The following is a 22,165-nucleotide window of genomic DNA, read 5'->3' as shown; positions in this document are numbered from 1 at the left end:
AAGGAGAGCAACAGATAATGACAGAATTCAATAAAACAACTTACCGTAATGTATTTGCGGAAGTTGGCTACTCAGATAAAGAAATTCAAGACAAACTACAGTCCACTTGGGACCATATTTTTGTTAATCCTGAAACGAAATTTTACTTTAACGTTGGCGATGACATGGGTTATATGGTTGATACTGGAAACACGGATGTCCGTACGGAAGGTCAGTCTTATGGCATGATGATGGCTGTTCAAATGGACCGCCAAGATATCTTTGACCGCATTTGGAACTGGACTGAAACAAAGATGAGACTACATGAAGGACCACATGCTGGTTACTTCTCATGGAACGGTACATTAGATGGAGAGAAAATTGGCGGAGGACCAGCTCCTGATGGTGAAGAATTCTTCGCCATGGCTTTATTCCTCGCATCAAAACGTTGGGGGGATAGAGAAGAAGCGCCATTCAACTATAGCGAGCAAGCAAGTGAATTGCTGCATCTTTGTGTGCACAAAGGGGAAGAGGGTCTAGATGGCCATCCAATGTGGGATCCTGAAACCTACTTGATTAAATTTGTACCAGAACTGGATATTTCAGATCCGTCTTACCATGTTCCTCATTTTTATGAATTCTTTGCACTTTGGGCAAATGAAGACGATAGAGACTTTTGGAAAAAAGCAGTAGAGGCCAGTCGTCGCTATATTCCGTTATCAGCTCATCCAGAAACAGGGATGAATCCGGAATACGCTAATTTTGACGGCACGCCTAATCATTTAAGAGATCATGGTGACTTTTATAGTGATTCTTACCGCATGGCTGCCAATATCGGGCTAGACTCAGAATGGTTTGGAAAACGCGATGAGTACAAAACGGTTGTGGAAAACCTACTCACTTTCTTTGAAGACAAACCGCTGAATGAATACAAGAAATATAAAATTGATGGAACAGCTTTTGATGAAGATTCATTACACCCAATCGGACTTTTAGCGACTAATGCCATGGCAACATTGGCTATTGATAATGAAGAGTTAACTAAAAAGACAGTGACTCAGTTCTTTTCTATTCCGCCTCGCGAAGGCAATAGACGTTATTATGACAACTGCCTGTACTTCTTTGCCGTTCTAGCTTTAAGTGGCAACTACCGTATGAGTTGGGAAAATAAATAAAACACAAATAAGGAGAGATTTAGATGACTGACAAATTATTAACTTTAAAAGATGCGTATAAAGATTACTTTAAAATAGGGGTAGCCGTTAATCCGGGTACCTTAGAACGTGATGACGAACTGATTCGTACTCACTTCAACAGTTTAACTGCTGAAAACCACATGAAGCCTGAAGAATTACAACCAGAAGAAGGCGTCTTTACCTTTGATAAAGCCGATAAAATCGTCGAGTACGCTAAACAGAATAACATGATGATGCGTGGGCATACTTTGCTTTGGCACAACCAGACACCTGAGTGGTTCTTTAAAGATGGGGACAAAGAAGCGAGTCGTGAACTAGCTTTAGAACGTTTGAAAACACACATGGAAGTCGTACTTGGCCGTTACAGCGACCAATTCTATGCTTGGGATGTTTGTAATGAGGTAGTTGAAGACCACGGGGAAGAGCTATTGCGAGAGTCTCCATGGAAGTCTATAATTGGAGATGACTATGTTCAAAAAGCATTTGAATTAGCTAGGGAAGTCAATCCAAATATGACGCTTTACTATAACGATTATAATGAATCTCATCCTGAAAAACGTGATAAAATTTATACTATGGTAAAAGGTTTACTTGATAAAGGAACACCTATCGATGCTGTTGGCTTGCAAGCTCACTGGGGCTTAGAAGATCCAACATTAGATAATATCCGTTTAGCCATTGAGAAGTATGCATCATTAGGCTTGAAATTGTCAGTAACAGAGATGGATGTGTCTGTATTTAACTTTGATGACAAGCGTACTGACTTAACTGAACCGACTCAAGAAATGATGGAGAAACAAGCAGAGCGTTACGACCAATTCTTTAGTCTCTTTAGAGAATACAAAGAACACATTGAGTCTGTGACGTTGTGGGCTGCAAGTGACCGTTACAACTGGTTAAATGACTTCCCGGTTAGAGGCAGAAAAAACTGGCCAATGCTTTTTGATACAAATAATCAACCAAAAGAGAGTTTCCACCGTGTAACGTCTTTTAATTAATTTGGGATATAAGGAAGGAAGAATAAGATGTCAATCGCAGCAATGAAAGAGTTAGCTTCAACAGCAATGAAAGGGAACCGTCTCCTACTGACAGTCGGTTTTGTATTACCTCTGGTCATGTGGACGACTGTAGCACAGATATTTATCACTATATTTGGGATGGATGCTGTTCTATCGATTATAACACCTTTTTTTGAGGGGTGGAACGGTTTTGAATGGAGCTATCTGTTGTTGCCGATTCTTCTTATTCTACTTTTCATTCTTGGAGATTTTCTCCATATCAGTTACCGATGGTTTGGTATTGATTTTTTAGAAAGCAAACCGCTCGATGTCAAACTGACTTTTCAAGCATTTTTTAAAGAAAATCGAGGCAAAGTATTTAAGTTAGTGGTATTAAGAGGAGCTATTGTCTTTGCTTGGAGTCTATTGTTTATTTTACCAGGCATTTGGAAAGCGTACCTTTATAGCCAAGCTGGAAATAACTTAAAGACTAACCCATCGATGACCCCAATGGAAGCTATGAACTTGTCAGAAGAACAGATGAAAGACAACAGTAAGCATTATGCTATTTTACAAGCCACCTTTGTTCCTTGGTATGCCATTCCCATCGGTTTAGTGATTTATTTTATCGCAACCAATACATTTGAAATTCAAACAGGTTTGGAATTAGGAACAGAAGGTGCTCAACTTATTTTCGGAGTGATTTTTGTAGTCTTATCGATTGCTGGTCTTTTACTTATTCTTTTCTCTCTATACGTAGAGCCTTATAAAATGGTATCTAAGCAAGTGTTTTATAAAGAGCTTATCAATCGTGACAATAATGATACTTACGATGATTTCGAAAAAGAATTATTGGAAAAGCAAGGCTTAGCTAAAAAGCCCAGACGTAACAGACACATCACTCCAAAACTGTAACTGTTAATTAATCGAATGGAAAAGAAGGAATAGATATGACAGAGACAACACAATTGGTTTTGCCTAATTACATTAGTGATGGCATGATTATTCAACAGCAAAAGCCTATCGTTCTATCTGGGAAAGACAAAGCGTCTATCCCGGTAACGGTGGAATTTATTGATGAAAATGTGAGTACCGAAACAGATGCACATGGACAATGGTCAGTCATTTTATCAGCTAGACCAGCTGGTGGCCCTTACACCATTCATATTTCTGGCTCATCAGACATAACCATTGAAGACGTTCTGATAGGTGAAGTGTGGTTAATAGGTGGACAATCCAATATGGAATTACCTATCAATCGAACCTACGATGAATTTAAAGAAGAAATCGATTCAGCTCATTACCCTAACATTAGACAGTTTCATTTAGAAATGGATCCAGTATTCAATGAACCCAAAGCCTTTCTTAAACAAGGGCAATGGAAAGAAGCGGTTCAAGAGAATATTCAAGATTTTTCTTCTTTAGGGTTCTTTTATGCCAAAAAGTTACATGAAGAATTAAATGTACCCGTCGGTATTATTCATACAGCAGTGGGTGGCACACCTATTGAAGCGTGGATGAGCGAAGAGACGCTATTGTCACTAGGTAACTATACGGACGAGATAGCCTACTGGAAAGATTCAAAGACTGTCGAAAAAGAAATTGAAAAAGATAATTTAAGAAGTCAAATCTGGTACGATGATTTAAACGGAAACGATAAAGGGTTGAAAGACGAGCCGAAATGGTATGAAGAACAAGTGGATACATCAGATTGGAAGGGCTTAACCATTCCTGTTATGTTTAAAGACACTGAATTGGCTGAGTTTTGCGGTGCCGTTTGGTTCCGTAAGACATTCGAAATAACTGAAGACGATTTAGAGTCACAAACCTATCGATTGCGTTTAGGATCATTAATTAATGGTGATGAGACATTCCTAAATGGTAAAAAAGTAGGGGAAACAGGATACCGTTACCCGCCAAGAAAATATGTGATAGAAAAAGATGACTTAAAGGTTGGAGAAAATACATTGGTGATTCGCTTATCCATTGATGCGGCCAATGGAGGCTTCATTCCAACATTCCCTTATCAACTGGAAATGGACACCCATTCACTATCTTTAGAAGGGGAGTGGCTGTATAAAGTCGGTTATCAAAAAGATGTCATTGATCCGATGCTGTTTCTTCACTATAAACCAGCAGCTTTATATAAAGGCATGTTACATCCGTTAAAGGAAATTAACTTTAAAGGCTTCCTCTTTTATCAGGGAGAGTCTAATACAGGCAGACCAGAAGGCTACAGTGATTTAATGAAGTTAATGGTCGAGGATTGGCGTTCACTATTTAAAGATCCATTATTGCCGTTTTACTTTGTTCAATTGGCCAATTACATTGATCCTGCGGTAGAAACGGACGATCATGGATGGGCAGTTTTAAGAAACGAACAAGATCAAGCTCGTTTTACTATTGATTATTCTGAAATGGTGCCCGCCTATGATTGCGGGATATCTTATGAACTGCATCCACATGATAAAAAAACATTGGCTCATCGTTTGGCGGCTGTTGCACTAAACCGTGATTATAAGAGCGGAGAGGCATTTGAAAACTTAGAAGTGAAATCCATTGAAGTCGCCAAAGACAACGTAACTCTAACGGTTAAAGGGTTAAAAGGTGATCTAAGAAGCTCAGAGAACATGCCCGAGTTTGATGTGTTATCAGGAGACGAGTGGGTCCTCATTAATGATTTGACCTTCAATCGTTCGACTATCTCATTAGTTTTACCTGAACACATTGGTTCAGACTCACTGACGGCTGTGCGTTACGCCTGGCGGAATGATCCAAAAGGCTACGTCTATGATGACGCCACACATTTACCGTTGTTACCCTTTATTAAAGACATTTAAGTTGAGAAGGCTGGTTTAGAGTAAAAAAAGAGTTTCTGCTAAATCGCAGAAACTCTCATGACTCGTATAAAAAGGCTAATCTTCTTTTTCACCTTTTTTTGATTCTTGTAAATCATCCACTTTATCTAGATTAAAGTTTTCAGCATCCTCACGTGACGTGCTGGCTTCCTTTTCGTTCTCTGGAGTATCTTGCAGACCCTCTACTTTTTCTTCTTCACTGAGGTCTCCAGTTTTTTTAGCTGCTTCAGCATCAACAGGCAAAGCTGGGTTTCCAGCTGATTGTGGTCCATTTTGCATATGATTGGCTCCTTTCAACTAGTCTATTTTAAGTATAACAAACAGTGAGAATGAAAGCTTTTAAAACGCTTTTCAGGACAAAAATGAAATAAAAAAAAAGAACTTTTTGATAATGATTGACACCGTTTCCAGTATGGTGTATAGTTAGTTTGTGAGTTAAACCAACTAACAAATTTATATTAATGAGAGGAGAAATGTTTATATGGCATATTTTGACAATATCGGCAAAATCAAATTTGAGGGAGCCAAATCAAAAGATCCTTTAGCATTTAAATTTTACAACCCAGAAGAAGAATTTAACGGACAAACAATGGAGGAAGCTCTACGTTTCGGTATTGCTTACTGGCATACATTTACAGAAGGTCTAGGCGATCCATTTGGTGCTGCTACAGCTCAGCGTCCATGGGACCACCACAAAGATCCAATGGATAGAGCAAAAGCTCGCGTTGAAGCAGCTTTTGAATTCTTCGAAAAAATTGGTGCACCTTTCTTTGCATTCCACGATGTGGACGTTGCTCCTGAAGGAAGCACTTTAAAAGAGACGCTTGATAATCAAGATGTTATTGCTGACATGCTTGAAGATTACATGAAAGACAGTAAGACTAAATTACTTTGGAATACAGTAAACAACTTCTCTAACCCAATGTTCGTTCACGGTGCTGCTACAGCAAACAACGCTGACGTTTTTGCTTATGCTGCAGCTAAAGTTAAAAAAGCTTTAGAAATCGGTAAACGCTTAGGTTCAGAAAACTATGTATTCTGGGGCGGCCGTGAAGGTTATGAAAGCTTACTTAATACAAATATGGGTCTTGAATTAGACAACTTGGCACGTTTCTTCCACATGGCTAATGACTATGCTAAAGAAATCGGTTATGACGGTCAATTCTTGATTGAACCAAAACCAAAAGAGCCAACGTCTCACCAATATGACTTTGACGTAGCAACTGGTTATGCCTTCTTACAAAAATATGGTTTGGATAATGTATTCAAATTCAATATTGAAGCTAACCATGCTACTCTAGCAGGCCACACGTTTGAACACGAATTACACTATGCTCGTATTAACGGCATGTTAGGTTCTGTTGACGCAAACCAAGGTCACCCATTACTAGGTTGGGATACAGATGAATTCCCATCTGACTTATACACTACAACTCTAGCTATGTATGAAATTCTTAAAAACGGTGGTTTAGGCCGCGGTGGATTGAACTTCGATGCTAAAGTTCGTCGTACATCATTCAAACCTGAAGATTTATTTAAAGCACATATCGTAGGTATGGACAGCTTCGCATTAGGCGCTAAAGTTGCTCAACGATTAATCGACGATAAAGTTCTTGATTCTATTCTTGATGATCGTTACAAATCATTTAACTCAGGTATCGGTAAAGATATCGTTGATGGAAACACTGACTTCAAGAAACTACAAGAATACGCTCTTGGCGTAGATAAATTTGAAACAGAATCTGGTAACTTGGAAGTTATTAAAGGCCTCCTAAACCAGTATATTCTTACAACAGTATCAGATAACTAATCTTTACTGAATAAGACGAATAGACTATCACCTCGTGTGGTAGTCTTTTTTTCGTATATTGTGCTTGAACTGCGTAGAGGAGGCCTTTCTACTTAACTCATTCCTAAAAATTATGGTGACTTGCTTAGAGACCGATTCTCTAAGCAGTTCAGTTCGTAAAACAGTGTTGAACTCGTCAGAGAGGCGGTCTCTACGTAACTCAAAAAAAGCATGTGATTCTAGGTAGGGAATCACATGCTTTTAATAACTAGTTAAGCCAAAGCTTTACCTTGCCAACGTTTGTTTTTCCAGCGTCTGTACATAATAATCGATCGGACCCATTCATCTACCATCAAGGCAATCCATATTCCCGGTAATCCGAGGCCTAAATAGATGCCTAATAAATAAGCTAAAGGAAGCATAACACCCCACATAATTACAATACCCACTTTAACAGGAAAAACAGCATCTCCTGCAGCTCTTAATGCACTGATAATCACCATGTTTCCTGTTCGAGCAGGTTGCAAGATAAATTCAATAATGATAATTACTGCCCCTAAGGCAATAATTCCTGGATCATCTGTAAAAATTGAGAATATCTGCTTTCTGAATAGTGTGATTAGTGTAGCTATGGCGATCGTCATAATGGTTGAATATTTAAGTCCCATAAACATCGAATCATATGCTGTGTCTTGCTTTTTAGCACCGATAAGCTGGCCTATAAAAATTTGCAACCTTTTGACATGGAGACTGCAATAATCGTTAAAACTGACATTAAATTCTGCGAGTAAACGCGTGTCGCTAAAGCCGTTGCACCGAGAGTCGTAATCATCATCGTAACAATAATTTGACTCAACTTGTAAGACATTTGTTCACCAGCAGAGGGGATGCCTATGCCTAATATTTTTGAAGCGTACTCTTTTTCCAAATTGAAGAAGTCTCTCCACTTCATTTTAATATCGATTCGCTTAAATAAGACGATGAAGAGCCAGAGCATAATAATTAGTCTTGAACCAGCCGTTGCGATGGCAACACCCGGAACGCCCAACTGAGGAATGAATCCTGCTCCAAAAATGAAAACATAGTTTCCGATTACGTTTAGGACATTCATCAGTAATACTGTAACCATGACATCCTTAGTGAAGCCCATCGCTTGTAAAATAGAAGAGACGGTGAGAATCATGGCTTGTGCAAATAAAGCAAGACCAACGATCAACGTATAACTTTCTGCATAAGCATATAAAGAAGGTTCAAGAGAAAATAGATTCAGTAGGAAGTGTCGGTTTAGCCCAACAAATAGACTGATGACTAGGCCGAAGATTAAATTGAGTATGAGAGCGTGAGTGATTGTTTTACGAATGCCTTTAGGGTTATTAGCGCCAACATATTGAGACACGACAACACCAGATCCCATAGCCGTAAAATTGAATAACACGAAGGTGAAATGCATGAGCTGATTAACGACACCAATAGCAGCAACTGCCTCGTCGGAAATGAAACTAATCATAAAGACGTCGGTTAAATTCATTAGCATTTGTAAAAAGACTTCGATGAATATCGGCCAAGTAATGAGAAACAAATATTTTCTAGGGGAGAGGGTGTTGTCTAAAGCAAGATTTATCATTTTCTATCATCCTTATCTTACTGTATAAATACTTTTGTCTAGATGTAAGTTTATATTCTTTTAAAAGGAATAACAATCAAGATAGACGAAAGGCAAAATATTGTCTGAATGTTTACTAAAGTAAGCGCTGTTTTGAAGGAAGTCCCTTTTTAAGAACCCATCAACCACGCACTCGATGAAAAAAATAATTATTACTCAGCATTGAACGGGACTTGAGTTAAAGCGTTATCAATGTTATATTACAGTAAGTGGTACGTACATATTTTTTTAGGAGGAGAATGAATGAAAGCTACAATAAAATCGCACAAAGATACCATTGTTTCTCAAATCGATGACCGCATTTACGGATCCTTTGTAGAGCACTTAGGTAGAGCTGTTTATGAAGGAATTTACGAACCAGGTCATCCAACGGCTAATGAATTAGGATTCAGACAAGATGTCATTGACGCAGTGAACGAACTGAATGTTCCGCTTGTTCGTTACCCAGGTGGAAACTTTGTATCAGGTTATAACTGGGAAGATGGCATTGGGCCTAGAGAAGAGAGACCAAAGCGTTTAGACTTAGCTTGGAAATCTGTAGAGACGAACGAAGTTGGTTTGCATGAATTTATGGACTGGGCTAATCAAGCGGGTACTGAAGTTAATATGGCCGTTAACTTAGGGACACGCGGAGTCGATGCTGCCCGTAATCTAGTCGAATACTCAAATCACCCTGGAGGGACTTACTGGAGTGATTTGCGTAAACAAAATGGAGCAGAAGAGCCATTTAATATCAAAACATGGTGTTTAGGGAATGAAATGGATGGACCATGGCAAATTGGTGCCAAAACCGCTGAAGAGTATGGTCGTCTAGCAACTGAAACAGCCAAAGCAATGAAATGGGTAGACGACTCTATCGAATTGGTTCTTTGTGGAAGCTCAGGAAGTAAAATGCCTACATTCGGTGAATGGGAATATACAGTACTTGATCATGCTTATGACCATGTAGATTTTATTTCATTACATTTATATTGGGAAAATCCTGAAAATGATTTACCTAACTATTTGGCTAAATCAGTTGAAATGGACCGCTTTATAAAAGACGTGGCTTCGATAGCTGATGCAGTAAAAGCGAAAAAAGGATCAGATAAAACAATTAACTTATCGTTTGATGAGTGGAATGTGTGGTATCACTCTAAAGACGCCGATGCGAAACGTGAACCGTGGGACATTGCACCGCCACTATTAGAAGATATTTACAATTTTGAAGATGCTTTATTAGTAGGGTGTGGATTGATCACTCTTCTAAATAACTCAGACAGAGTAAAAATTGCCTGTCTAGCTCAACTGGTAAACGTCATTGCACCGATTATGACAGTTAAAGATGGAAAAGTGTGGAAGCAGCCAACATTCTACCCATTCATGCAAGCATCGAACTTTGGACGAGGTAAAGTATTGGACGTTCGATTAGATAGCCCAACCTATGATACAGCTGAATTTAAAGCCGTACCTTATTTGGAGTCGACTGTGGTACTAAACGAAGAAAGTAATGAGCTCGTTATTTTCGCAGTTAACCGTTCTGAAACAGACAGCCTATCTATCGATGCAGCTATTGAAGGCTTTGATTCGTTAACTGTTATTGAAGCAACTGAATTAGCAGGTTATGATATAAAACTAACCACTCAAGAAGATAACGATGCTATGGAAATCAAAGTAAACGATGGAATCAAAGCAAAAGGAGATAAGGTGACTGGTGAATTCAAACCACTATCTTGGAACATGATTCGTTTAAGTTACTAATCAGAAATATTAAACATAAATAGAGTAAAAGCCAGGTCGAATACAGATTGTCTGTGACCAACCTGGCTTTTTACTTTATAGAGGAGAATAAAAATGAATAAAGTAGAAGCCCCTTACCCATTGCTTCCTTTGGATTACCCAGACCCAGATGTTATTAGAGTCGATGATACTTATTATTTGGTGTCAACAACCATGCACTTTATGCCAGGATGTGAAATATTAAAATCTTATGATCTAGTTAATTGGGAACATGCGTGTTATGTATATGATAGGCTGGACAGCACTCCCGCTCAATGTCTAGAAGGGGACTTAAACATCTATGGTAAAGGCATGTGGGCAGCTAGTTTACGCCACCATAAAGGAAGTTTTTATGTTGTATTTGCGGCAAATGATACGAGAAAAACTTACTTGTATACAACGTCTGATTTAAGTAAGCCCTGGAAAAAACAGTTTATTGAAGGATTTTATCACGATGCTTCTTTATTTTTTGACGATGACGAACGTATTTATTTAGTTTATGGAAATACTCAAATATGGCTTACCGAGTTAAAAAGCGATTTAACTGCTCCGAAAGACGGAGGGATTCATAAAGTGATTGTATCTGAAGAAGACAATCCAAACCTTGGATACGAAGGATCTCATTTCTATAAAATCAATAATCAGTACTATCTGTTTCTTATTCATTCTTTACCAACTGAATGGAAGAGAGTACAAGTATGTTACACAGCAACATCCCTAGATGATCCTTTTGTCGGCAAAGAAGTCTTAAATGATGATAGAGGGTATTTTAATCAAGGCATAGCTCAAGGGGGTATCGTTGATTCAACTGTGGGAGATTGGTATGCAGTGTTGTTTCAAGATATGGGGGCGGTCGGTCGTTTACCAGTACTCGTTCCTGTATCATGGGAAGAAGAATTTCCTGTGTTTGGAAAGGGTAATAAAGTGCCTAAACGAATAGAAGTGCTAGCTAATAAACCTGAATATAAGTATGCCCCTTTGTATGGTAGTGATGATTTTAGACTATCCGCAGGTACACCTTACGGTTTAAAATCATTTTGGCAATTTAACCATGAACCTAATATAGATGGCTTTTCAATAAATCCCGAAAAAGGTTATTATGAAATAATCAACCAAAAGACGAGTAAGGAAATGACTCAGTCACAAAATATGTTAACCCAACGCATGACCTATCCTACTTGTGCAGCAGAAGTAACGATTGATGCGTCAAAACTTAAAAATGGTGACACTGCAGGTTTTGCTGTTTTACAGTATCGATACGCTTTTATTGGTATTAAGAGGGAAAACGACCAATATCGTCTAATTTTGACTTCTTATAGTGGGAAATCAGATAAAGGTAAAGTAAAGCAATCGGAAAAAAATGCAACGGTTTTAATCGAGTTGCCTTTGGACCGTACAACTATAACTTTTAAAATAGAAGTAGATTTTCGGGATTTATCTGATAAAGTTCAGTTTTATTACAAGGATATGAATGAATATATTCAGTTAGGACCTGATATTAAGCTGTTTTTTGACTTAGAACACTTTGTAGGGAATCGCTTTGCACTCTTTAGTATGGCGACGGAGTCAATCGAGGGAAGGGCCCGGTTTTTCAATTTTAACTACTTTAAATAAAAAGGTCGACCGTACAACTAGTATATGTTAAGTTTAAGTTGTTAAAAGGTAAGAACATATAATTATATGTATGAGATAGTCATTTTAGAAGCTTTTGTTAGTTCAGGACAAGCTCTAACAATGGTAGATGTGAATACTGGTTTGAATGATGCATATGGCGAAGGCACGTATGAATTCAGACGTATGAATATGCTTGATGGACCTGCAGGACCAATGGTAGGAGGCAGTCGCTTAGTCAGTGGGATTATTTTAAATGCCGATGTTGCTGAGAGAGACGACTTTTTAGCTTTACTACAATACATTGACTGGTTATATTACAGTGATGAAGGCAACGAATTTGCTCAGTGGGGTATAGAAGGTGAAACCTTCGTCAAGACTGACGAAGTAGATGGCGGCTACCTACCTATGGAAGGAATCAGTTACGAAAACTTTAACCCAGGTGCAGCAGAAAGCTTACAAGAAGATTATGGTTTCGGTAACGTAGCTTTTGCGTTTGCCAGCCACTACGATATTACACTATCTAAAATGAATGATGAAGAAATTGCTTACCAACAACGAATGACTGAAAGTAGAGAATTATTAATGCCTGACCCTCCGTACCCAATGTCTACACCGGACCAGGAACAAGCAGCATTGATGAGAACACCTCTACAAGACACAGTGGACCAATATACTTTACGTTTCATTACAGGGCAGTACGAACTAGACCGATGGGATGAATTTATGGCTGATTTGGAAAACCAAAACGTAGAAGGGTATTTGGAATTAATCAATAATGCTTATCGTGAATTCCAGTCTACTTTAGAAGATTCAGAATAACCATATCAACAGTATAAAAAATAGCAGTCTTTGTTTAGATAGAACTGAAACCCGTCGTCTTATTTTGAGATGGCTGGTTTCGGTTTTTCTATGACTAGCATAAAACACTATGGAGATGATTATTAATGAAGAAGCAAGGATTTAACCCGTACCTACCATCTTGGGAATACATACCTGATGCAGAACCTTATGTATTTAACGGCCGTGTGTATATTTACGGATCGCATGACCGATTCAATGGCTATGTTTATTGCATGAATGATTACGTGACATGGTCTGCACCAGTGGATGATTTAACTGATTGGCGTTATGAAGGCGTGATTTATAAAAAGACGGATGACCCAATTAATCCTGAAGGTTCCATGTTTCTATACGCTCCAGATATAACTGTCGGACCTGACGGAAGGTATTACTTATATTATGTATTAGATAAAATTCCCATCGTTTCTGTTGCAGTAAGTGACTCCCCAGCTGGACCCTTTGAATTTTATGGTTATGTCAAAGACAGCGAGGGCAATCGTTTAGGAGAGAGAGAAGGCGATGAGCCGCAATTTGACCCAGGGGTGTTAACCGAGGGGGACCAAACCTATTTGTATACGGGTTTCTGTGCTCCCGGGGACAAGTCAAGAAGTGGTGCAATGGCGCATGTATTAGGCCCAGACATGGTAACTATTATTGAAGACACTGTTTTCGTTATGCCTAGCCAACCCTATAGTGAGGGAAGTAGTTTTGTAGGGCACGAATTTTTTGAAGCACCTTCTATTCGCAAGATAGGTGACGTGTATTACTTGATTTATTCTTCAGTTGTTATGCATGAACTCTGTTATGCCACCAGTGAACATCCAACAAAAGGCTTTGAATATCAAGGCGTTATCGTCAGCAATAACGATATCGGAATAGACACTTACAAACCAGCGGATAAGCCGATGGCATTTGGTGGAAACAATCACGGCAGTATCGTTCAAATAAAAGAAGACTGGTATATTTTTTACCACCGTCATTCGAATGGATCCAATTTCAGTAGACAAGCTTGTCTTGAAAAAATCGAAGTCAAACCAGATGGCAGTATCGCACAAGTAGAAATTACCTCTTCGGGTCCTAATGCTGGCCCACTTCAAGGAAAAGGAGAGTACCCAACTTATATCGCTTGTCATTTAACTCATAAAGACGAAACCATGTATTCAGGTGATTTATGGATGGACAGTCAGTACCCTAAAATAACCCAAGACGGGAAAGACGGGGATGAAGAAACGGGCTATATCATGAACATGACAGATTCAGCAACTGCCGGTTTTAAATACTTTGATTTCAAAGGAAGCAAGTTAGCGTCTATAAAAGTTAGAGGCTATTGTAACGGTGAATTTCAAGTGAAAACCGCTTGGGATGGTGAAGTCTTAGGTACAATCCCGGTCAACTTTACAAACGTTTGGACAGACTATCAAGCGGACATTAATCTGCCGGATGGCATACAGTCTTTATACTTAACTTATACAGGTGGCGGCAGAGCAAGTTTAGGTTCCTTTACACTAGCTTAAAATCTTACCACATGTTGAAAACTTGAAAGGAGCAGTTTAATGTCAACACTATGGTTTGATAAACCAGCCGAAAATTGGAATGAAGCATTACCTGTTGGAAACGGTCAGCTAGGTGGCATGATAGTCGGTAGTGTACAAAGTGAAACCATACATTTAAACGACGATTCAGTTTGGTATGGTGGCCCAAGGGACCGCCATAACCCTGAAGCAAAGAAAACACTCCAACGCGTTCGGGAGTTACTATCCGAAGGTTTAATAGAAAAAGCAGAGCGTTTGGCTGAAGAGAGAATGGTTAGTACTCCCGAAAGCCAACGCCACTATGAACCATTGGGGACCTTATTCATTGAAAATAGTGACCGGTCAACTCATTATTCTGATTATAAGAGGAAATTGGACTTATCTAATTCATTGTCCTCTGTGAATTACGTAAGTAACGGGGTAACTTATCACCGAGAAGTCTTTTCAAGTTACCCAGATCAAGTCATGGTCGTGCGTTTAACGGCATCAGAAAAAAGACAGCTGTCTTTGAAGATTAAGCTAGATCGAGGGAATGGCCGATTGTATGATCATATGCATCGTGTCAGTCACAACCAAGTTGTTATGCAAGGGAAAACAGGTGGAGAAGGCGGTATAGATTTTTGTAGTGGAATGACTGTCTTAAATGAAGCGGGAGTAGTTGAGAGAAGAGGGAACCATATCATTGTAAAGGGAGCGGATGCCGTTACCCTTTTACTCTCATCTGCTACTTCTTTTCGCTACGAGGATCCTTTTCAAGCATGTTTAATAACAATGAATCGTGCCTCTGAAAAAACGTTTACCGAATTAAAAGATAGACATGTTAAAGATTATAAAGAATTATATGACCGAACCTCTTTGTCGCTTAACGAAAATAGTGAGACATTAGACTCTCTGCCGACTAATAAACGTTTGGAACGCCTTAAAGAGGGGGAAGAAGACACCGGCTTGCAAGTGACCTACTTCAATTTTGGCCGATATTTGCTCATATCTTCAAGTCGACCTAACTCTCTCCCTGCTAATTTACAAGGAATATGGAATAGCGACATGTTGCCTCCCTGGGATAGCAAGTTTACCATTAATATTAATACGCAGATGAACTACTGGCCAGCTGAAGTCTATCAATTATCAGAATGTCATTTGCCGTTATTTGACCATATTGAACGAATGAAAAAGAATGGAAGATTAACAGCCGAAAAGATGTATGGAGCTCGAGGTTTTACAGCTCACCACAATACAGATATATGGGCAGATACTGCACCACAAGATAGCTACATGCCCGCAAGCATTTGGCCAATGGGAGCAGCCTGGTTAAGTTTGCATTTCTGGGAGCATTATTTGTTTAATCAAGACTTAACGTTTTTGAAAAAGTATTACCCGACAATGAAAGAAGCTGCTATATTCTTTGTCGATTTCTTAATTGAAAATAAGGAAGGGCAGCTCGTAACAACGCCGTCTGTTTCTCCTGAAAACACTTATATATTGCCAAACGGAAACAAAGGGACGTTGAGTGAAGGTCCTTCTATGGATAGTCAAATTATTAATGCGCTTTTCACTAGTTGTATTGAAGCAAGCAAATCCCTGGAAATAGATGCAGCATTTCGTAAAGAATTAGCCCATTTAAGAGACCAATTACCAAAACCAACGATAGGAAAACATGGTCAAATTCAGGAATGGGCAGAAGATTATGATGAGGAAGAACCTGGACATCGGCATATCTCTCATTTATTTGCCTTACATCCTGGAAGTCAAATTACGATAAATAAAACACCCTCATTAGCTGAAGCGGCTAAAATCACTTTAAACAGACGATTAGCTAATGGTGGTGCACATACTGGCTGGAGTAGGGCTTGGATAATTAATATGTGGGCTAGATTGGAAGATGGAAAAGAAGCTTATCATCATTTTGTGGAATTGTTAAAGCACTCAACACTTCCTAATTTGTTTGATAATCATCCACCTTTTCAAATAGATGGGAACTTTGGAGCAACTGCTGCAATCGCTGAAATGCTTTTGCACAGTCATCAAGACGAGTTGCATCTGTTACCAGCACTTCCTAAAGCTTGGAAAAAAGGGTCGATTAAAGGATTAAAAGCCAGAGGCGGTTTCATAATAGATTTAACATGGGAAAACAGCCAATTAACAGCCTTAAGCATTCAATCATTTAAGTCGAACACCCTTAAAATAAGAACATCTCAACAATTGGAAATGAAAACAAATGAACAGTCTTCTCCTTTAGCCAAGAAAAATGGGCTTTATCAACTTGAGGTGGATAAAGGTTTTTATCAATTTACAACTAGCATTCAATAGATTAATTCCTTAATTAGAGAGGAAGAAATGAGATCAATGAACATTTTTTATAATGAGCAAACAAATAGTTTTCACCTAACTAATGAGAAACTGAGTTATCAATTATCCGTCGAGAACGAAGTGTTTCTTGCACACACCTATTTTGGAAAACGAATTGAAAATAATCATTCAGAGTCTGATTATCCCCTAGGAAATCGCCTGTTCAGTGTGAATCCCTCTTCCGTTCCTGGGAGAGAATTCTCTGTATCTACTTTGCCTCAAGAGTATCCAGGCAATAATAATGGCGACTTTAGGGAATCAGCTTTTGAATTCCGGTATCAGGATGGTTCCTTTCATACTCAACTACATTATAAGGGTTATGAAATCTTTGACGGCAAACCTCACTTGGATGGATTGCCACAGACTTATGTTCGTTCAGATAAAGAAGCCCAAACACTTAAGATGATTCTATTGGATTCACTTAGCGGTATAGAGGTTCATTTATTCTATACTATATTTGAACAGTATGCGGTAATCACACGTTCAGTACAAGTGATAAATAAAGGAAGAGAAGCCGTTTCGATTGAAAAAGTATTAAGTGCTTCTATAGATTTTGACCGCGCCAATTTCGATAGCATTCAGCTGTCGGGCGGGTGGGCGAGAGAAAGAGAAATTGAAAGAAGCCCTATCTTCAGAGGCGTGCACAAGACAGATTCTAAAAGAGGGACAACGAGCCATGCTTACCAGCCATTTGTAGCTTTGGCTAATTCAAATACGACTGAACATACGGGTGAAGTTTACGGTTTTCACTTTATTTATTCTGGAGAATTTACAGCGAATGTGGAAGTGAATGAGTACAAACAGACCCGCGTTCAAATGGGGATTAATCCAGAACATTTTCAATGGACATTAGATGCTGGAGAAGTCTTTCAGGCTCCTGAAGTCGTAATGGTATATAGTGACACGGGCCTGAATGGGATGTCACAAGAATTACACCGTTTGTATCAAAATCAGTTAATTAGAGGAGAGCATCAATTCAAAGAAAGACCCGTTCTGATCAACAACTGGGAAGGAACCTACTTCGACTTTACAGAAGAAAAAATAGAAAGCATAGCAGAAGAAGCCTCTAAATTAGGTTTTGACCTCTTTGTACTTGATGATGGTTGGTTTGGCAAAAGAAACGATGATTTATCTTCTTTAGGCGACTGGTTTGTAAATAAGGAAAAACTACCAAATGGATTAAAAACTCTGGCAGAAAAAATAAGAAGCAAAGGCATGAAATTTGGCTTATGGTTTGAACCAGAAATGATATCAGAAGATAGTGATTTATATCGAGAGCATCCTGAGTGGGTGTTAAAAGCAAAAAATAGCTTACCTTCCCGAGGAAGAGAACAATATATGCTTGATTTTAACCAAAGAGCAGTTAGGCAAAATATATTTGAGCAGATGAAGAAGATTTTAGATGACGTTCCAATTGACTATATCAAATGGGATTTCAATCGAAACATGTCAGAGATTGGCTCTCAACATCCTGATATTAGAGATGGCGAAGTGGCTCACCGGTATATACTGGGACTATATGAATTGTTAGAAAACCTAACTCGTGACTACCCTCATATACTTTTTGAAAACTGTTCAGGCGGCGGAGGACGATATGATCCTGGTATGCTTTACTATATGCCTCAAACCTGGGCATCAGACAATTCGGATGCTGTCTCACGTTTAGAAATACAGACGGGAACAAGTTTAGTAATGCCTATCAGTTCAATGGGTGCTCACGTGTCTGCTGTACCAAACCATCAGACAGGACGGTTAACCTCCTTAAAAATGAGGGGCGACGTGGCTATGTCAGGGAATCTGGGTTATGAGTTGGATTTAACAACGTTAACTGATCGAGAAAAAGCGGTTGTCAAAGAACAAATAATGTTCTATAAAAAATTTAGAAGTCTCATACAGTTTGGAACCTTTCATAGGATCATAAGCCCATTCGACGGTGCTAACGAAACGTCTTGGATTTTTGTCAATGAAAATAAATCCGAAGCTTTGTTTTACTATTATCGTATTTTAGATAAAGGTAATACCGGTAGACCAAGGGTAAAACTCGTTGGTTTAGATCCAATTAAAAAGTATAGAATAAATGATTCTGAACAACAGTACTTTGGAAATGAGTTAATGAATAAAGGGATATATGTCCATGCTGGACCAGCAAAAGATGAGCAAAATCAAGGATATCATGGTGATTTTCGAAGTCTTAGACTCTTGCTAACAGAAGTAGATTAGCACGCTTACTTTAAACTATTTAATTTAATCGAACAGGGATGAAACTAAGTTTAATATACTAATAGTTTTATCCCTTATTTTTTAAGCTTAGCCAAATCAATTTATGTGGAGGTTTATAATTATGAGTGTTGATGTAACTATCACTGATGCCTTTTGGGAAAGGTATACGAAGATAATTAGAAACGAAATGATTCCTTTTCAGTGGGATGTGTTACACGATAAGGCAGATATTGTTATAGATAAAGAACGGGATGCAGACTATATTCCTTCAGAAAAAAGCCATGCAATCGAAAATTTGAAAATTGCCGCTGGAAAAAAAGAAGGTCATCACTATGGTTGGTTGTTTCAAGATTCAGACGTTTATAAGTGGCTTGAATCAGCGGCGAATAGCTATGCATTAAACCCAGATGCCGAATTGTTAGATATGATGGATGAAGTTGTCTCTTTAATAGTCGATGCTCAAGAAGATGATGGTTATTTAAGCACGTATTATCAGATTGAGGCTCCAGAATTACGTTTTAGACGGCTATTTGAAAGCCATGAACTTTATTGTGCAGGACACTTAATTGAAGCATCAGTTGCTCATTATAAAGCAACTGGAAGCGACAAGCTAATTGAGGTTTCAGAGAAATTTGTTAAATGTATAAAAGAAAATTTTGGTTCAGAAGAAGGAAAGATTAACGGAGCAGACGGGCATCAAGAGATTGAGTTGGCGCTAATTAAATTGTATGAAGTCACAGGTAAGAAAGAATACGTTGATTTAAGCCAATGGTTTTTAGAAATAAGAGGCGTTGATCCTGATTTTTATACGAAGCAAGTGCAAGAAAACATAGAAAAAGGGTTGAGTGAAGGTCCACTACCTCGAATAGACACAACCTATCTTCAGGCTCATAAACCTGTATTTGAGCAAGAAGAACCGGTTGGACATGCCGTAAGATTAGTATACATGGCCGCAGCTATGGCTGAAGTTGCTAGTATTCATGAAGATGATAATATGTTTCAAGCAGCTCAGCGTTTGTGGAACGGAATAATTAAAAAACGATACTATATAACGGGCGGTATTGGTTCGACAGTTCATGGAGAAGCCTTTACCTTTGATTATGACTTACCTAATGACACGATGTACTGCGAAACATGTGCGTCCATTGGTTTATTATTTTTTGCTCGTTCAATGCTAAATAATCATATTGATGTTGAATATGCAGAAGTTATTGAACGGACGTTGTACAATACCATTATTAGTGGAATGGCTTTGGACGGTAAACATTTCTTCTATGTTAACCCACTTGAAGTGAATCCAAAAGCAAGCAGAAAAGATCCAGGAAAAAGTCATGTCAAACCCTCACGACCATCTTGGTTCGGCTGTGCATGCTGCCCGCCTAATATTGCCAGAACCTTAACATCTTTAAATAATTACGTGACATCAGTAAAGAATAATAATATTTATATCCACTTGTTTACAGATTTTGAAGGTGATTTTGATATAAACGGTCATTCTATACACTTATCTCAAATAACTGAACTTAAGGATTTAGGACGAACCACGTTAGCAGTTGAAGGAGTTAAGGAAGAAACAATTATTTACATTAGATTGCCTGAATGGGGAAGTTCTTTTTCTTTTTCTAAAGAGACCACCATAAAAGACGGCTATGCCGAATACAGTATAAAAGAAGATGATTCATTAGTTATAGAATTTGATATACCTGTCCTGATGTGGGAATCACACCCGTTAGTCAGAGACAATAGAGGAAAAGTCGCTTTACAGAGAGGGCCATTTGTTTACTGTCTGGAGGAAGAAGATAATAGTAGTCACTTACATCTATCGACTCTACTTGAAAAGCCAAAAGCTCAAAGTATAGAAGATGAGAAGCTGGGTGAATTTGTAGGACTCAAAGGAAAAGGAAAAAAACTAGTGATTAATCAGTCGTGGGGAAACAAGTTGTATCAAGTAGATGCGAAAGATACTTTTGAAGAGATTGACTTGACCTTTATACCTTATCATTTATGGGCCAATCGTTCTGTTGGTGAAATGATTGTATGGGTGAATAGAGAAGAAGGGATGTAAGATGCAAAAACATCAATTGATAGCACCAACTCCTCCAAAAGGGTGGAACAGTTGGGATTGTTACGGTGCATCAGTAACTGAAGAAGAAGTCAAAGGAAATGCTAAGTATATAAGTGAACACCTTAAAGACTCAGGCTACGAGTACGTTGTCGTCGATATTCAGTGGTATGAATCAACTGCAAATTCAAGTTTATACCATCCTTTCGCAGACTTAGAGATGGATGAATACTCAAGATTGATGCCAGCAACGAATAGATTCCCCTCTGCTAAAGAAAAAAGGGGTTTTAAGCCATTAAGTGATTATGTTCACTCGTTAGGATTGAAATTTGGTATTCATTATATGAGGGGCATACCTAGACAAGCCGTTCATAAGAATACAGCATTAAAAGGAACAAGTAAGCGTGCCAGAGATATAGCTAAACAAAATTCTATTTGTCCTTGGAATACAGATATGTATGGCGTAGATGTTAGTAAAGAAGGTGCTAAGGAGTATTATCGCTCACTTATTGACCAATTTGGTGAGTGGGGAGTTGATTTTCTTAAAGTGGATGATATAGCTGATTCTAAGTTATATGGAGCACACCTAGATGAGATAGCTTTATTAAGAGAAGTAATAGATGATTCTGGATATGATATCGTTTTAAGTTTATCACCTGGACCGACGTCTTTGGAAAACGTTACTTTTATGCAAAATCACGCAAATATGTGGCGACTGACGGATGACTATTGGGATAACTGGAATCAACTATATGATATGTTTGAACGATGTAACCAGTGGTCGCCATTTGCAAAAGAAGGGGTTTGGCCAGATTGCGATATGCTGCCTTTAGGTCATATTGGTATCCGTTCAGTTGACGGTGGAGGAAGCGATCGTTATACACGATTTTCGAAAGAAGAACAAAAAACGATGATGACATTGTGGTCACTATTCCGATCTCCATTATTTTATGGAGGGGAATTAACGGATATGGATGAATGGACCTTAAATCTACTTAAACATGAAGATTTAATTGATTTTCATTCTCGCGGAATAAACCCAGTACAAGTATTAAGAGAAAAAGATATCGTTATTTGGCATACTCAAACAGATACTGATGAATGGATAGCCGTATTTAATTTGAATGATACGTTGGTAAATGTAAGGATTGATTTTAATGATTTTTTTAGTAACAAAACGAATGACTATATGGAATGCTTTAGTAAGGAAATAGTTAGAAAAGGAAATATATCTATAAAAATAAATCCTCATGGTGTTAAATTATATAAAGTGTCGAAAGGTGTTCTTGATTTGTGAAAGACTTTTTATA

16 protein-coding genes are annotated in these 22,165 nt (G+C 38.4%); 13 read left to right on the top strand and 3 right to left on the bottom strand.

Going from position 1 to position 22,165, the window contains the following annotated elements:
- The first annotated feature begins 17 nt into the window (after window positions 1-17).
- From C3945_RS06945 to C3945_RS06930, 4 genes are read left to right on the top strand one after another with little or no spacing between them, the layout of a single operon-like run.
- Window positions 18-1,154, top strand: a complete 1,137-nt coding sequence (locus C3945_RS06945) for a glycosyl hydrolase family 8 (protein ID WP_161878976.1) — start codon at window positions 18-20, stop codon at window positions 1,152-1,154.
- A 23-nt stretch (window positions 1,155-1,177) separates the two neighbouring features.
- Window positions 1,178-2,173, top strand: a complete 996-nt coding sequence (locus tag C3945_RS06940; RefSeq protein ID WP_161878975.1) for an endo-1,4-beta-xylanase — start codon at window positions 1,178-1,180, stop codon at window positions 2,171-2,173.
- A gap of 27 nt (window positions 2,174-2,200) precedes the next feature.
- Complete coding sequence (locus C3945_RS06935) at window positions 2,201-3,088, top strand: DUF975 family protein (protein WP_161878974.1); 888 nt, start codon at window positions 2,201-2,203, stop codon at window positions 3,086-3,088.
- A gap of 35 nt (window positions 3,089-3,123) precedes the next feature.
- Entirely contained in the window at window positions 3,124-5,013 is a 1,890-nt protein-coding gene (locus C3945_RS06930; protein WP_161878973.1) for a sialate O-acetylesterase, read from the top strand.
- 75 nt (window positions 5,014-5,088) lie between these two features.
- Here C3945_RS06930 and C3945_RS06925 read toward each other — a convergent pair whose 3' ends face one another.
- Window positions 5,089-5,310, bottom strand: coding sequence for a hypothetical protein (locus C3945_RS06925; protein WP_161878972.1), 222 nt, complete (start codon window positions 5,308-5,310; stop codon window positions 5,089-5,091).
- 202 nt (window positions 5,311-5,512) lie between these two features.
- On the opposite strand from C3945_RS06925, the gene xylA reads away from it, so the two are divergent.
- Window positions 5,513-6,841 (top strand): xylose isomerase, encoded by a 1,329-nt coding sequence (gene xylA / locus C3945_RS06920; RefSeq protein WP_161878971.1) that lies wholly within the window; start codon window positions 5,513-5,515, stop codon window positions 6,839-6,841.
- Window positions 6,842-7,092: 251 nt separating this feature from the next.
- On the opposite strand, the gene C3945_RS11840 is transcribed toward xylA, so the two are convergent.
- Together C3945_RS11840 and C3945_RS06915 are read right to left on the bottom strand one after the other, a co-directional pair.
- A complete protein-coding gene (locus tag C3945_RS11840) occupies window positions 7,093-7,494 on the bottom strand; it encodes an MATE family efflux transporter (protein ID WP_237585508.1) in 402 nt (133 codons plus the stop codon).
- 44 nt (window positions 7,495-7,538) lie between these two features.
- The gene (locus C3945_RS06915; protein WP_202623312.1) at window positions 7,539-8,444 is read right to left on the bottom strand and encodes an MATE family efflux transporter; all 906 of its coding nucleotides are present in this window, start codon (window positions 8,442-8,444) and stop codon (window positions 7,539-7,541) included.
- Window positions 8,445-8,726: 282 nt separating this feature from the next.
- Here C3945_RS06915 and arfA point away from each other — a divergent pair, with 282 nt between their 5' ends.
- The 8 genes from arfA to C3945_RS06875 all read left to right on the top strand — a co-directional run bounded on the left by arfA (window position 8,727) and on the right by C3945_RS06875 (window position 22,152).
- Complete coding sequence (gene arfA, locus C3945_RS06910) at window positions 8,727-10,223, top strand: arabinosylfuranosidase ArfA (protein WP_161878970.1); 1,497 nt, start codon at window positions 8,727-8,729, stop codon at window positions 10,221-10,223.
- A 93-nt stretch (window positions 10,224-10,316) separates the two neighbouring features.
- A complete protein-coding gene (locus C3945_RS06905; RefSeq protein ID WP_161878969.1) occupies window positions 10,317-11,855 on the top strand; it encodes a glycoside hydrolase family 43 protein in 1,539 nt (512 codons plus the stop codon).
- Window positions 11,856-11,921: 66 nt separating this feature from the next.
- Window positions 11,922-12,674, top strand: a complete 753-nt coding sequence (locus tag C3945_RS06900; RefSeq protein WP_161878968.1) for a hypothetical protein — start codon at window positions 11,922-11,924, stop codon at window positions 12,672-12,674.
- 125 nt (window positions 12,675-12,799) lie between these two features.
- Entirely contained in the window at window positions 12,800-14,209 is a 1,410-nt protein-coding gene (locus C3945_RS06895) for a family 43 glycosylhydrolase (protein ID WP_161878967.1), read from the top strand.
- 39 nt (window positions 14,210-14,248) lie between these two features.
- Window positions 14,249-16,534, top strand: coding sequence for a glycoside hydrolase family 95 protein (locus C3945_RS06890; RefSeq protein WP_161878966.1), 2,286 nt, complete (start codon window positions 14,249-14,251; stop codon window positions 16,532-16,534).
- Window positions 16,535-16,570: 36 nt separating this feature from the next.
- Window positions 16,571-18,793 (top strand): alpha-galactosidase, encoded by a 2,223-nt coding sequence (locus tag C3945_RS06885; protein WP_161878965.1) that lies wholly within the window; start codon window positions 16,571-16,573, stop codon window positions 18,791-18,793.
- A gap of 121 nt (window positions 18,794-18,914) precedes the next feature.
- A complete protein-coding gene (locus C3945_RS06880) occupies window positions 18,915-20,858 on the top strand; it encodes a glycoside hydrolase family 127 protein (protein ID WP_161878964.1) in 1,944 nt (647 codons plus the stop codon).
- A gap of 1 nt (window position 20,859) precedes the next feature.
- Complete coding sequence (locus tag C3945_RS06875; protein WP_161878963.1) at window positions 20,860-22,152, top strand: glycoside hydrolase family 27 protein; 1,293 nt, start codon at window positions 20,860-20,862, stop codon at window positions 22,150-22,152.
- Window positions 22,153-22,165 lie beyond the last annotated feature (13 nt).

Origin of the sequence: Alkalibacterium sp. MB6 (genome assembly GCF_009935905.1) — a bacterium.
In the GTDB taxonomy this organism is placed as follows: domain Bacteria; phylum Bacillota; class Bacilli; order Lactobacillales; family Carnobacteriaceae_A; genus Alkalibacterium.
This window is presented reverse-complemented; position numbering and strand designations above follow the sequence as displayed.